The organism is Streptomyces ambofaciens ATCC 23877 (assembly GCF_001267885.1).
In the GTDB taxonomy this organism is placed as follows: domain Bacteria; phylum Actinomycetota; class Actinomycetes; order Streptomycetales; family Streptomycetaceae; genus Streptomyces; species Streptomyces ambofaciens.
On sequence record NZ_CP012382.1, the window covers coordinates 1692616 to 1705512 of the forward strand.

13 protein-coding genes are annotated in these 12897 nt (G+C 71.9%); 3 read left to right on the top strand and 10 right to left on the bottom strand.

All coding sequences use genetic code 11. The annotated features are described in order from the left end of the window. Positions 1-28: 28 nt before the first annotated feature. Positions 29-223, top strand: a complete 195-nt coding sequence (locus tag SAM23877_RS07630) for a DUF1918 domain-containing protein (RefSeq protein WP_053128214.1) — start codon at positions 29-31, stop codon at positions 221-223. Here SAM23877_RS07630 and SAM23877_RS07635 read toward each other — a convergent pair. After that, entirely contained in the window at positions 220-1536 is a 1317-nt protein-coding gene (locus SAM23877_RS07635; RefSeq protein ID WP_053128216.1) for a glycoside hydrolase family 10-like protein, read from the bottom strand. The genes SAM23877_RS07630 and SAM23877_RS07635 overlap by 4 nt on opposite strands. A 176-nt stretch (positions 1537-1712) precedes the next feature. Here SAM23877_RS07635 and SAM23877_RS07640 point away from each other — a divergent pair, with 176 nt between their 5' ends. Together SAM23877_RS07640 and SAM23877_RS07645 are read left to right on the top strand one after the other, a co-directional pair. Next, the gene (locus SAM23877_RS07640) at positions 1713-2585 is read left to right on the top strand and encodes a 3-hydroxybutyryl-CoA dehydrogenase (RefSeq protein ID WP_162492093.1); all 873 of its coding nucleotides are present in this window, start codon (positions 1713-1715) and stop codon (positions 2583-2585) included. Between the two features lie 183 nt (positions 2586-2768). Further along, on the top strand, positions 2769-3026 hold the full coding sequence (locus SAM23877_RS07645; RefSeq protein WP_053128218.1) for a hypothetical protein: 258 nt from the start codon (positions 2769-2771) through the stop codon (positions 3024-3026). An 11-nt stretch (positions 3027-3037) separates the two neighbouring features. Here SAM23877_RS07645 and SAM23877_RS07650 read toward each other — a convergent pair whose 3' ends face one another. The 9 genes from SAM23877_RS07650 to infC form a co-directional block, all read right to left on the bottom strand. Continuing rightward, positions 3038-3601: an NUDIX hydrolase gene (locus tag SAM23877_RS07650; protein WP_063481621.1), complete on the bottom strand. Its 564-nt coding sequence runs from the start codon at positions 3599-3601 to the stop codon at positions 3038-3040. A 114-nt stretch (positions 3602-3715) separates the two neighbouring features. Beyond that, positions 3716-5056 carry an NsdA family TPR-like regulatory protein gene (locus SAM23877_RS07655; protein WP_053128222.1) on the bottom strand — a complete coding sequence of 447 codons (1341 nt, stop codon included), beginning with the start codon at positions 5054-5056 and terminating at the stop codon, positions 3716-3718. Between the two features lie 405 nt (positions 5057-5461). Beyond that, positions 5462-7975 (bottom strand): phenylalanine--tRNA ligase subunit beta, encoded by a 2514-nt coding sequence (gene pheT, locus SAM23877_RS07660; RefSeq protein ID WP_053128224.1) that lies wholly within the window; start codon positions 7973-7975, stop codon positions 5462-5464. Continuing rightward, a complete protein-coding gene (gene pheS / locus SAM23877_RS07665) occupies positions 7975-9096 on the bottom strand; it encodes a phenylalanine--tRNA ligase subunit alpha (RefSeq protein WP_079030070.1) in 1122 nt (373 codons plus the stop codon). Before pheS ends, pheT begins: the two co-directional genes overlap by 1 nt. 136 nt (positions 9097-9232) lie before the next feature. Further along, positions 9233-10372 (bottom strand): sensor histidine kinase, encoded by a 1140-nt coding sequence (locus tag SAM23877_RS07670; RefSeq protein ID WP_053128228.1) that lies wholly within the window; start codon positions 10370-10372, stop codon positions 9233-9235. A gap of 50 nt (positions 10373-10422) precedes the next feature. After that, entirely contained in the window at positions 10423-11271 is an 849-nt protein-coding gene (locus SAM23877_RS07675) for a TrmH family RNA methyltransferase (RefSeq protein WP_053128230.1), read from the bottom strand. A 181-nt stretch (positions 11272-11452) separates the two neighbouring features. Continuing rightward, the gene (rplT, locus tag SAM23877_RS07680; protein ID WP_053128232.1) at positions 11453-11836 is read right to left on the bottom strand and encodes a 50S ribosomal protein L20; all 384 of its coding nucleotides are present in this window, start codon (positions 11834-11836) and stop codon (positions 11453-11455) included. A 100-nt stretch (positions 11837-11936) separates the two neighbouring features. Further along, positions 11937-12131, bottom strand: a complete 195-nt coding sequence (gene rpmI / locus SAM23877_RS07685) for a 50S ribosomal protein L35 (protein ID WP_003977225.1) — start codon at positions 12129-12131, stop codon at positions 11937-11939. Positions 12132-12242: 111 nt separating this feature from the next. Next, positions 12243-12896, bottom strand: coding sequence for a translation initiation factor IF-3 (gene infC / locus SAM23877_RS07690; RefSeq protein WP_079030654.1), 654 nt, complete (start codon positions 12894-12896; stop codon positions 12243-12245). Between the last annotated feature and the right edge of the window lies 1 nt (position 12897).

The window sequence follows — 12897 nt, forward strand, 5'->3', positions numbered from 1 at the left end:
GCGGCACACAGGTGAGGAGGCCTCACGGATGCACGCAACCAAGGGCGACCAGCTGATCCAGCACGGCAGGGTGGTGGGTGAGCACGACAAGGTCGCCGAGATCGTCGAAGTCATGGGCGCGCAAGGCGCTCCCCCGTACCGGGTCCGGTTCGAGGACGGTCACGAGGCCGTGTGCTCGCCCGGCCCCGACTCCGAGATCCGGCACCGGGAGATCCGGCTCTAGGACCGGTCGGCCGGTCCTACCGGGCGGCGCGCCTGCCGGCGTGCGATGCCGGCCGGTGTTCCGTAGTGGTCGGCGCTCACCCGCGCCATCGCCCCGATCCGGTCCTCGGCCACCTCCTTCGCGGAGAAGAAGACGTGCCCGCGCACCTCGGGATGCTGCCGCGCCAGCGTGAGGTGCCGGGACAGTTCGGCCGGGTCCTGCCAGGCGGCCGGCTGCGCCGGGTCACCGGCCTTGTACAGCGCCTCGCCGATGTACAGCTGGGTGCGGCTGCCCTTGGCCACCTCCGCCCACCAGGGGATGAGCTTCGCGTAGTCGGCGGCCTCCAGGTCCACGTTCCAGTACAGCTGGGGCACGATGTAGTCGATCCAGCCCTCGCGCACCCACGTCCGGGTGTCGGCGTACAGGTCGTCGTACGTCTGCACGCCCGCCCTGGTGTCGGAGCCCTTCGCGTCGGTGGCCGCGTTGCGCCAGACCCCGAACGGGCTGACCCCGAAGCGGGCGGCCGGCCGGATCTTCTTGACGCGGGCGGCCGTCTCGCGCACCAGCAGGTCGATGTTCTCCCGGCGCCAGGCGGCCTTGGTGGCGAAGTCACCGCCGTAGGTGCTGTAGGTGCCGCCGTCGGCGAAGCTCTGGCCCGCCACCGGATAAGGGTAGAAGTAGTCGTCGAAGTGGACGCCGTCCACGGCGTACTTCTCCACCGCGTCCATCATCGCGTCCTGGACGAAGGCCCGGACCTCGGGCAGCCCCGGGTTGTAGTAGAGCTTCCCGCCGTAGGGCACCACCCAGCCGGGGTTCTTCCGCGCGGGGTGGGAGGGCACCAGGTGGGCGGGGTTGTCGTGGGTGGCGACGCGGTACGGGTTGAACCAGGCGTGCAGCTCCAGGCCGCGGGCGTGGGCCTCCTCGACGGCCGTGCCCAGCGGGTCCCAGCCCGGGTCGCGGCCCTGGCTGCCGGACAGGTACTCCGACCACGGCTCGTGGGCCGACGGCCACAGCGCGTCGGCCGTGGGACGCACCTGGAAGATCACCGTGTTGAGGCCCCGGCGGACCGCCGCGTCGAGCAGTCCGACCAGTTCGGCGCGCTGCTCGCCCGCGCGCAGTCCCGCGCGGGTGGGCCAGTCGCGGTTGGTGACCGTGGCCAGCCACATCCCCCGCATCCCGGTGACGGCGCGGCCCGCGGGCGGTCCCGCGGCGGGCACCGGCGACGTCGGCGGGGTGGGTGCGACCGGTGCGTCCGGCGCCGCCGACGCACGGGGCGCCATGGTGAACGCCGACAACGCCGCCACCGCGAACGCGCGACGCGAGACACGGCCCATGGGGAACCTCCTGAACGCTGTGGATCCGTACGGTCACGGATCGTGCACGGGTCCTCAGCATGCATGACCCGGGAGACGGATCCGTGACCATTCGGGGGTAACGTGCTCGATCGGAGCAGGCACCGGGGACCCCGGCATGTCTGCTGCCAAGCCGTGGAGTCAGCGAAAGGGACGATGTGACCGGCATCTCGGGAGATATCGCACGCGTCGGCGTGGTGGGCTGCGGTCAGATGGGAGCGGGCATCGCCGAGGTGTGCGCCCGCTCCGGACTGGACGTGATGGTCGCCGAGACCACCGGCGAGGCGCTGGAGATCGGCCGGACCCGGTTGTACAACTCGCTCACCAAGGCCGCCGAGCGCGGCAAGATCACCGAGGAGGAGCGGGACGCCACGCAGGCGCGCCTGAGCTTCACCACCGACCTCGGCGAGTTCGCCGACCGTGATCTGGTGATCGAGGCCGTCGTCGAGAACGAGCAGGTCAAGACCGAGATCTTCCAGGTCCTGGACCAGGTGGTGACCCGGCCGGACGCGATCCTGGCCTCCAACACCTCCTCGATCCCGCTGGTGAAGCTGGCGGTCGCCACCTCGCGGCCCGACCACGTCATCGGCATCCACTTCTTCAACCCGGCCCCGGTGCAGCAGCTCGTCGAGCTGATCCCGGCGCTCACCACCTCGGAGGGCACGCTCAGCCGGGCGCAGCTCTTCACGGAGAAGGTGCTCGGCAAGCACGCGATCCGCGCCCAGGACCGCTCGGGCTTCGTGGTCAACGCGCTGCTGATCCCGTACCTGCTCTCCGCGATCCGGATGTTCGAGTCGGGCATCGCCAGCCGCGAGGACATCGACAACGGCATGGAGATGGGCTGCGCCCACCCGATGGGCCCGCTGAAGCTGTCGGACCTGATCGGCCTGGACACGGTCGCCTCGGTCGCCTACTCGATGTACGAGGAGTACAAGGAGCCGCTGTACGCCGCTCCCCCGCTGCTCCAGCGCATGGTCGACGCGGGCCGCCTCGGCCGCAAGAGCGGCTCGGGCTTCTACTCCTACGGCTGACACGGAGAGTGACGCGGCGCGGGCCCGGCACCTGGTGGGGTGCCGGGCTCGCGGCGTTCACACGGCGTGTGCGCTTCGGGCCCGCATATGCCGTTCGCACACTCTCCCCAGGCGTCCACCTGGCGGGTTGACTCACCATGCACATGCAAGGGACGTGAGACGACTACGGAAAGGAGCGGTTTCGTGACCGCCGATCCCGAGCATTCCGTCGCCCAGGGAGAACTCGCTGAGTTACGACGCCGGCTGGACGTGGCCTACGCCCGCGTCGAGGGCGGGCTGGCTCTGCTCTCTCACCGCACCGAGGAGACCACCAAGGAGCTGGACGAGCTGAACACGCGGCTGACCGCCCTGGAGCACGCGCGCTGGCCGCTTCCCTCGGTCGCGGTCGTCACCGCCGTGGGCGCCCTGGTGGTGGCGGTCTGGCAGGCCCTCGGGCGCTGAGCCCCCGGACCTCAGGCCGTGCCGTCCGGGCCGGGCGGGCCGTCCTGCCCGAGCCTGAGGTGGTGCAGCAGGAGTAACGCGGCCGCCATGTTCGCGGCCGGGACCTCCCCCCGGGCGACCAGGTCGGGAACGAGCTTGAGAGGGACCCACTCCCGGCGGTCCGACTCGAAGTCGTCCACGGGGTGTCCGACGTACGTGCCCTCCTCGGACCAGTAGATGTGGTGCCGGGCGTCGGTGAGCCCGTTGGACGGCTCCACGCTCATGAGGTGGCGCAGCGGTCCCGGCCGCCAGCCGGTCTCCTCCTCCAGCTCCCTGGCCGCCGCGACCGCGACGTCCTCGCCGTCCTCGACGACGCCGGCCGCGAGTTCCCAGCCCCAGCTGTCGGTGATGAAGCGGTGCCGCCACAGCAGGAGCACCTCGCCCGCGGCGTTGACGACCGTGGCCACGGCCACCGGGCGCATACGTATGAGGAAGTGGTCGAGATGCCGGCCGTCCGGGAGCGCGACATCAGCGAGATTGACGCTGAACCAGCGATTTGCGTACACGTTTTGTTCGCTCTGTTTCGTCCACTGCACGGTTCTGCCACCTTTCCTTGAGTAGGTGGCAATATCGCAGCAGGAACGGCTCGGCAGCAGGCGCACGGTGGCCGCTCGGGGCGCAGGGGTGGCGCAGGGCCCCGGGCGAGGACGTCAGAGCGGTACGCGCAGGGCTCCGTCGATGAGTTCGGCAGCCTCGGCCGTGCCCGCGCCGCCGCTGCGCACCAGGTGCTCGCGTACCGCGCGGAGTCTGTCGCGCAGGCGCTGGGACTCCATGCCCCGGGCCTGTTCGGCCATCTGCACCGCGGTGGCCACCGCCTTGTCGGCGTTGCCCCGGCGCAGTTCGATGGTGCTGAGCATGGCGAGCCGGTGCACCCGGCCCCGGTCGTGCGCCGGGTTGTCGACGGCCGCCGCGGCGTGCTCGCCGGCCGCCGCCAGTTCCCCGAGGCTCAACAGCGCCTCGGCCACCTGGACGTTGACCAGGCCGGGCTGGACATAGCCGGTCTCGTCGGGTTCGTACCCGCGCCGGATGCGCTCGGCGGCCTGCTCGGCCCGCCGGATGCAGGACAGGGCGCTCGTGCCGTCGCCGAGATGGGCGTACGCCTTGGCCTGCATCGCGTAGAGGTCGGAGGCGAGAGCGGGGGTGATGTGCCGTCCGGCGGCGCGCAGGGCGGCCTCGGCGAAGGCTACGGCCTGGCGGTACTCCCGCAGGAACAGCGCCTGGTTGACCAGCAGCGCGATGACGTAGGCACCCAGGCCCCGGTCCCCGCTGGCCTTGGCGAGCCGCAGGGCCTGGTGGAAGTAGCGCTGGGCCAGGCCGTGCGCGTCGGAGTCGTACGCGCAGATGCCGGCGACCGCGACCAGGCCGCCGGTGGCCCGGTGGAGCTGGCGGCCGGTGGCGTCGGTGTAGCCGCCGCGCAGCAGGGGGGCGGCCTCGGAGTTGAGGAAGCCGACGATGCGGGCGCGGGTCGCTATGCCGCCGGCCTTGCGGTAGAGCTGCTCGTAGTGGGCGCGCGCGCAGCGCAGCATCTCCAGGTCGGCCGCGGTGACCCGGTGCCGGCCGCCGCGGGAGACGTCCACGTCCTCGGGCGGGTTCTCCCACTCCCACACGGGCATCACGGCCGGGGTGCCGGTGAGCGCGGGGGCGCCGAGGATGTGCGGGCGCCGCTGCTGGTCGGAGCGCCACAGGGCGGTCGCGCGCTCCACGAACCCGGAGAGGGAGCCGGTGTGCGGGGCGGCCGGTTCACCGGGCACGCCGAGGCCGATGTCGTCCAGGGTGACGGGGCGGTGCAGCCGGGACGCGAGGACCTCGCAGATCAGGTCGGGCACCTGACCGCGCGGACGCTGGCCCTTCAACCACCGGGCGACGGCGGTGTGTTCGTATCTCAGCGCGAGCCCGCGTGCCCGCCCCGCCTGGTTGACGTGCGCGGCCAGACCCGCGTGCGAGATCCCGGCCTCGTCCAGGATCGCGTCGAGCAGGGTGTTGGGCTGCATGGGATGCCCCCCGGTGATTCGGTGCCGACAGCGTAGTGCGTCGGTCCTCACACGGGGTGTGAACGGAGTACGCGCATCCGTACGGTGTGCGCGCTGTCGCGGAGAGTTCGGGGCCGGTTGACTGAGCTGCCTCGAAAGAGGCCGGCCGGGCCGCCGGCTCCCCCTCGTACAGTGCGGCGGCCCGTTCTCAAGCCGTCCGTCCCGCTGCCTGCCCGACACTCCGTGGCGGGGCGGACGGCTCCGCCGGCCGCGTGGAGGTTTGCGGTGCGTTGTCGGCAGCAGGTCCGCTGTGGCCGGTCGCGCAGTTCCCCGCGCCCCTTGAAGGGGCGCGGGGAACTGCGCGAGCGACCACGGCGTATCCGCGGTCGCCGGACCGGCAGAAGCCCCCGCCTTCGGGCGCACCGCCTAGCTGCGCAGCACCGCTCCGACGCGCTCGCCCGCGAGGGCGACCGCCGCGTCCCGCGCGGCCGACGCCTCGTCGACCGTCAGCGTCCGGTCCCCCGCACGGAAGCGCAGCGCGTACGCGAGGGACTTGCGCCCCTCGCCGAGCTGCTCCGCGTTGTCGTAGACGTCGAACAGCCGGATCGACTCCAGCAGTTCACCGGCGCCCTCGCGCAGTGCGGCCTCGACGTCGGCCGCCGGGACGAACGCGTCGACGACCAGGGCGACGTCCTGGGTGGCGACCGGGAAGGTGGAGATGCCCGGCGCCTGCGGGGTGTCGTCGCCGGCCCGCGCCACCGCGTCGAGGTCGAGCTCCATCGCGCAGCTGCGCGCGGGCAGGCCGAGCGCCTTCAGCACCCGAGGGTGCAGCTCGCCGGCGTGCCCGACGACCCGCTCCTCGCCGTCCACCGTGATGGTCAGCTCGGCGCAGCGTCCCGGGTGCCAGGGACCGTACTGGCCCTTGCGCGTGCCCAGTTCGGTGCCGGCCTCACGGGCGACGGTCCGGGCGGCCTCGACCGCGTCGGCCCAGTCGGCCGGGCGGCCCTTGCCCCACCAGCCGGCCTGCTCGCGGGCGCCGGCCAGGACGACGGCGACGTGCCGCGGCTGGTCGGGCAGCGCGGCGTCGAGCGCGGCGAGGTCGTCGGCGTCGGGGCGCCGGTCCACGGGCAGGTTCGCGGCGATGCGCCGCTCGTCGCGCGGGTGGAAGACCAGGCCGGTCTCGAACAGCGCGAGGTCGTGCGAGCCCCGGCCGTCGTTGCGGCGCAGCGCGCCGAGCAGGCCCGGCAGCAGCGTGGTCCGCAGCGCGGGCTCCTCGTCGCTGAGCGGGTTGACCAGCTTGACGACGCGGCGGGCCGGGTCGTCGGCGTCCAGCCCGAGCTGGTCGAAGACGCGCTCGCTGAGGAAGGGGTAGTTCGGCGCCTCGACGTAGCCGGCGCCGGCCAGGGCCCGTCCGACCCGGCGGTGCAGCCGCTGCCGGGAGGTCAGGCCGCGGCCCGCCGAGGGCCTCGGCAGCGTGGCGGGCAGGTTCTCGTAGCCCTCCAGGCGGATGACCTCTTCGGCCAGGTCGTTGGGGTCGGCGAGGTCCGGCCGCCAGGACGGGACGGTGACGATCAGCTCGTCCTGCCCGTACACGTCGCAGCCGACCTCCTGGAGGCGGCGCACGACGGTCTCGCGGCCGTAGGTCACCCCCGCGACCTTGTCCGGGTGGTCGGCCGGGACGCTGATGGTGTGCGGCACCGGCGGAGCGCTGAGCTCCGTGACGCCGGACTCGGCGGTGCCGCCCGCGAGCAGCACCAGGAGGTCGACGGTGCGCTGCGCGGCGGCGGCGGCGGCCTGCGGGTCGACGCCGCGCTCGAAGCGGCGGGAGGCCTCGGAGGACAGCTTGTGCCGGCGGGCGGTGCGCGCGACGGTCACCTGGTCGAAGTGGGCGGCCTCGATCACCACGTCGCTCGTGGCGTTCCCGGCGTCGCCGTGGTCGGCGATCTCCGTGTCGGCGCCGCCCATGACACCGGCGAGGCCGATCGGGCCGCGGTCGTCGGTGATGACCAGGTCCTCGGCGTGCAGCTTCCGCTCGACGCCGTCGAGGGTGACGATCTTCTCGCCCTCCTCGGCGCGGCGCACGCCGATGGTGCCCTGGACCAGCGAGCGGTCGTAGGCGTGCAGGGGCTGGCCGAGCTCCATCATCACGTAGTTCGTGACGTCGACGGCGAGCGAGATCGGGCGCATGCCGACCTTCTGCAGGCGCCGCTGGAGCCAGATCGGGGAGCGTGCCTCGGGGCTGAGCCCGGTGACCGTGCGGGCGGTGAAGCGGTCGCAGCCGGTCGGGTCGGCGATCTTCACCGGGTAGCCGTAGGCGTTCGGGGCGGGCACGTCCAGCAGGGCCGGGTCGCGCAGCGGCAGGCCGTAGGCGATGGCGGTCTCGCGGGCGACGCCGCGGATGGACAGGCAGTCACCGCGGTTGGCGGTGACGGCGATGTCCAGGACCTCGTCGACCAGCTCGAGCAGCTCGATGGCGTCCTTGCCGACCTCGGTCTCGGGCGGCAGCACGATGATGCCGTGCGAGCCGTCGTCGCCCATGCCCAGCTCGTCGCCGGAGCAGATCATGCCGTGGGAGGTCTTGCCGTACGTCTTGCGGGCGCTGATCGAGAAGCCGCCCGGCAGGGTGGCGCCGGGGAGGACCACGACGACCTTGTCGCCGACGGCGAAGTTGCGGGCGCCGCAGACGATCTCCTGGGGCTCACCGGTGCCGTTGGCCTGGCCGACGTCGACGGTGCAGAAGCGGATCGGCTTCTTGAAGCCCTCCAGCTCCTCGATGGTGAGGACCTGGCCGACGACGAGGGGGCCCTTGAGGTCGGCGCCGAGGTGCTCGACGGTCTCGACCTCCAGGCCGGCCGAAATCAGCTTGGCCTGCACGTCGCGGCCGGTCTGCGTGGCCGGCAGGTCGACGTACTCCCGCAGCCAAGAAAGCGGGACCCGCATCAGATCTCCATCCCGAACGGCCGGGTGAACCGGACGTCACCCTCGACCATGTCTCGCATGTCCTCGACGTTGTGGCGGAACATCAGCATCCGCTCGATGCCGAACCCGAAGGCGAAGCCGCTGTACTTCTCCGGGTCGACGCCGCAGGCGGTGAGCACCCGCGGGTTGACCATGCCGCAGCCGCCGAGCTCGATCCAGCCCTCGCTGGAGCAGGTGCGGCAGGGCCGGTCGGGGTTGCCGACGGACGCGCCCTTGCAGACGTAGCAGAGCATGTCCATCTCGGCGGACGGCTCGGTGAAGGGGAAGAAGTTCGGCCGCAGCCGGGTCTTCATCTCCGCGCCGAACAGCGACTGGACCATGTGGTCCAGGGTGCCCTTGAGGTCCGCCATGGTCAGGCCCTCGTCGATGGCGAGCAGCTCGACCTGGTGGAAGACGGGGGTGTGCGTGGCGTCCAGCTCGTCGGTGCGGTACACCCGGCCGGGGCAGATCACGTAGACCGGCAGCTCACGGTCGAGCGCGGAGCGGATCTGCACGGGTGAGGTGTGGGTGCGCAGCACGACCCCGGACTCGGAGCCGCCGTCGGGGCCCTGGACGAAGAAGGTGTCGGCCTCGCCGCGGGCCGGGTGGTCCGGGCCGATGTTGAGGGCGTCGAAGTTGAACCACTCGGCCTCGGCCTCGGGGCCCTCGGCGACCTCGTAGCCCATGGCCACGAAGACGTCCTCGATGCGCTCGGAGAGCGTGGTGAGCGGGTGCCGGGCGCCGGCCGGCACCCGGTCGTAGGGCAGCGTGACGTCCACGGCCTCCTCGACCAGGACGCGCGCGTCGCGCTCGGCCTCCAGCTCCTCCTGGCGGGCGGCGAGCGCCTTGTTCACGGCGCCGCGGGCCATGCCGACGCGCTTGCCGGCCTCGGCCTTGGCCTGCGGCGGCAGGGCGCCGATCTCGCGGTTGGCCAGCGCCAGCGGGGAGGTGCCGCCGGTGTGGGCGACCTTCGCCTCCTGGAGCGCGTCGAGGGAGCCCGCTGCGGCGAAGGCGGCGAGCGCCTCGTCCCGCATGCGCTCGATCTCTTCCGGTTTCAACGCCTCGACCTCGACAGGGTCGTACGACTTATTCGGTGCCGACATCTCTTCCCGTGCTTCCGATTGGCTGGCTGGGACGCCCCGTCTACGGTCCGAGACGATGGTCTGCGGAGCTGGACGCAAAGGTGCCAAAGACCGAGTCTAACGGGGCTGTGGAACGCGACCGCGCCCGTGGGGCCGCTCAGGCCAGGTAGGCCGGGGCCGCCACGGGCAACGTAAATCGGAACTCGGCGCCGCCGCCGGGGGCGCGGCCGACCGTGATGGTGCCGCCGTGGGCCTCGACGATGCCCTTGACGATGTACAGCCCGAGGCCGGTGCCACCGCGCTTGCTGCCCCGCCAGAAGCGGGTGAAGACGCGGTTCATGGACTCCTCCGGGATGCCGGCCCCTTCGTCGCTCACCGTGACCGACGTGCCGGTGTCCTCCCCTTCGCGGGGGGACGCCGTGGGCGTGACGTCAATGGTGACGGTTCCCTCGCCGTGCCGCACGGCATTTTCGAGCAGGTTGCCCAGCACCTGGTCGACCTTGTCGGGGTCGGCCCACAGGTCGGGCAGCGGCTGGGCGATGCGGAGCAGGAAGCGGTCGGCCTCCTGGCCGGCGGCGACGTACGCCTGGATGTGGCGGCCGACGGCGGCACCGATGTCCACGGGCTGGCGGCGGACCTCCAGCCGGCCCGAGTCGATGCGGGAGATGTCCAGCAGTTCGGCGATGAGCCGGGTGACGCGGTCGGCGTCGGCGTCCACGGTCTCCAGCATCAGCCGCTTCTGGTCGTCGGTGAACCGCTCCCACTTGGCCAGCAGGGTGGCCGTGAAGCCCTTGACGGAGGTGAGCGGCGAGCGCAGTTCGTGGGCGACGGTGGCGATCAGCTCGGCGTGGCTGCGCTCGGTGCGGCGGCGGGCCTCGGTGTCGCGCAGGGTGACGACGACGCGGTGGACGGGGCCGGTGGGTTCGGTGCGCACATAGCGGGCGGAGACGAGGACTTCCCGGCCGCCGGGCAGCAGGAGGTTGCGTTCGGGCTGGCGGACGCGGATGGCGAGGCCGCCGTAGGGGTCGGTCAGCTGCCACCAGCGCCGGCCCTCCAGGTCCTCCAGCGGGAGGGCCTTCTCCAGCGGCTGTCCGAGGGCATCGGCCACGGGCACCGCGGTGATGCGCGCGGCGGCGGCGTTGAAGCAGACGACGCGTCCCCGCTCGTCGGCGACGACGAGACCGTCGGGCAGCTCGTCGGGGTCGATGCCGAGGTCGGCGAGATCGCCGGGCCGGCGGGGCGCGGGCGGACGCGGCGCCTGGCGTGCTCCCGGTGCGCTGCTCGTGCCGACGCTCATCCCCGTACCCCACCTCTCAACCGCTCAGGGGCCTTGAGCTGGTCACCCTACTAGGCCTTGGTGACTGAGCGGCACCCTCCGGCGGCGCGCTGTGCACGCGCCGACGCGTAGAGACATACGGCGGCGGCGGTCGCGAGGTTCAGACTTTCGGCCTTCCCGTGGATCGGGACGCGCAGAACGGCGTCGGCGAGCGCGCGGGTCTCCTCCGGGAGCCCCCAGGCCTCGTTGCCGAAGACCCAGGCGGTGGGGCCGCCCATGGTGCCCTCGTCCAGCTCGGCGTCGAGGTCGTGCTCGCCCGCGCCGTCGGCGGCGAGGATGCGCACACCGGCGTCCCGCAGCCCGGCGACGGCGTGCTCCACGGGTACGCCCACGGCCACCGGCAGGTGGAACAGGGAGCCGACGGAGGCGCGTACGGCCTTGGGGTTGTACAGGTCGACGGAGGCGTCGGTGAGGACGACGGCCTCGGCGCCGGCGGCGTCGGCGCAGCGCAGCACGGTGCCCGCGTTGCCGGGGTCGCGGACGTGGGCGAGGACGGCGACGAGCTTCGGGCGGGCGGCGAGGATCTCGTCGAAGGGGGTGTCCAGGAACCGGCAGACCCCGACCAGGCCCTGCGGTGTGACGGTGGTGGAGATGTCCTCGATGACCTGCTCGGCGGCGAGGTGGACGCGGGCGCCCGCGTCACGGGCGGCGCCGATGATGTCGGCGTACCGCTCGGCGGCCTCGACGGTGGCGAACACCTCGACGAGCGTGTCCTCGTACCCCGCGGCCTCCCGCACGGCCTGCGGCCCCTCGGCGAGGAACAGCCGCTCCTTCCCCCGGAAGTTCCGCTTGGCCAGCCGCCGCGCGGCGACGACCCGGGGGGAACGGGGGGAGATCAGCTCGGGGGCGGCGGGATGCACTCTTCTCACCTTTACAAGTAGATCGACGCCGGCTGCGGCGCCCCCTCAGGGGCGCGGGGAACTGCGCGACCAGCCCCAACGAACCGGCACCCGAAGCACGACAACGGCAGACGGCAACAACAGGACCCGCAGGCGTCACAACCTGCGGGTCCAGTCACGTCGGCTCAGAGCCAGCGCAGCGTCACGCGGCCTTCGGCGCGTTGACGTCGCTCGGCAGCGCCTTCTGGGCGACCTCGACGAGCGCGGCGAACGCGGCGGCGTCGTTGACGGCCAGGTCGGCCAGAATCTTGCGGTCCACCTCGATGTTGGCGGCCTTCAGACCCTGGATGAAGCGGTTGTACGTGATGCCGTTGGCGCGGGCAGCGGCGTTGATGCGCTGGATCCACAGCTGGCGGAAGTCACCCTTGCGCTTCTTGCGGTCGTTGTAGTTGTAGACCAGCGAGTGGGTGACCTGCTCCTTGGCCTTGCGGTACAGGCGCGAACGCTGACCGCGGTAGCCGGAGGCCTGCTCGAGGATCGCCCGGCGCTTCTTGTGGGCGTTGACTGCCCGCTTGACGCGTGCCACTTGTTAACTCCTTGTAGCGGGGCCGCGGTGGTACTCACGCGGCCCGGTATCGATTGGGTCCCGGTCCTGGCGTACGGCGCTCAGTGGTGGCGCCGTGACGTCACTTGCCGAGAAGCTTCTTGATCTTCGCGGCGTCGCCCGGGGCCATCTCGGCGTTGCCGGTGAGGCGACGCGTCACGCGGGACGACTTGTGCTCGAGCAGGTGGCGCTTGCCGGCGCGCTCACGCAGCACCTTGCCGGAGCCGGTGATCTTGAAGCGCTTGCTGGCACCGCTGTGCGACTTGTTCTTCGGCATAGCGCCGTTCTCTCCTCGTCGGTGGCGCTCCGGTGCCCGGTCGTGAAACCGGGCACGGTGGAGCGTCGCTTGTATCGGTTACGTCCTGGGGACCTGGAGAGTCCCCCGGAGTCACGCCTCGGCGGGAGCCTCGGCCGGAGCCTCGGCGTCCACGTCGTCGGTCTCCGCGACGTTCTGCGACTTGCCGGGGTTGGCCTTCGCGTCCGCCTTGCGGGCTTCCTGCGCCTGGCGAGCCTCGGCCATCGCCTCGGTCTTCTTCTTGTGCGGACCGAGGACCATGATCATGTTTCGGCCGTCCTGCTTCGGGTTCGACTCCACGAACCCGAGGTCGGCCACGTCCTCCGCGAGACGCTGCAGCAGTCGGTAGCCGAGCTCCGGCCGGGACTGCTCGCGACCACGGAACATGATCGTGATCTTGACCTTGTCGCCCTGCTTGAGGAACCGAACGACGTGACCCTTCTTGGTGTCATAGTCGTGCGGGTCGATCTTCGGCCGGAGCTTCATCTCCTTGATGACCGTGTGCGCCTGGTTCTTGCGCGCCTCACGGGCCTTCATGGCCGACTCGTACTTGAACTTCCCGTAGTCCATGAGCTTGCACACGGGCGGACGGGCGTTCGCCGCGACCTCGACGAGATCGAGGTCGTACTCCTGCGCAAGCTCCAGGGCCTTGGCAAGCGGGACAATCCCGACCTGCTCGCCGCTGGGACCGACAAGTCGCACCTCGGGAACGCGAATCCGGTCGTTGATGCGGGGCTCGGCGCTGATG

What these genes read in the sequence shown, in the direction of transcription:
- SAM23877_RS07630 (WP_053128214.1), top strand. Translation starts at nt 29, where the DNA reads ATGCACGCAACCAAGGGCGACCAGCTGATCCAGCACGGCAGGGTGGTG.
- SAM23877_RS07635 (WP_053128216.1), bottom strand. Translation starts at nt 1,536, where the DNA reads ATGGGCCGTGTCTCGCGTCGCGCGTTCGCGGTGGCGGCGTTGTCGGCG.
- SAM23877_RS07655 (WP_053128222.1), bottom strand. Translation starts at nt 5,056, where the DNA reads ATGCAGCCCAACACCCTGCTCGACGCGATCCTGGACGAGGCCGGGATC.
- pheT (WP_053128224.1), bottom strand. Translation starts at nt 7,975, where the DNA reads ATGCGGGTCCCGCTTTCTTGGCTGCGGGAGTACGTCGACCTGCCGGCC.
- pheS (WP_079030070.1), bottom strand. Translation starts at nt 9,096, where the DNA reads ATGTCGGCACCGAATAAGTCGTACGACCCTGTCGAGGTCGAGGCGTTG.
- SAM23877_RS07670 (WP_053128228.1), bottom strand. Translation starts at nt 10,372, where the DNA reads ATGAGCGTCGGCACGAGCAGCGCACCGGGAGCACGCCAGGCGCCGCGT.
- rpmI (WP_003977225.1), bottom strand. Translation starts at nt 12,131, where the DNA reads ATGCCGAAGAACAAGTCGCACAGCGGTGCCAGCAAGCGCTTCAAGATC.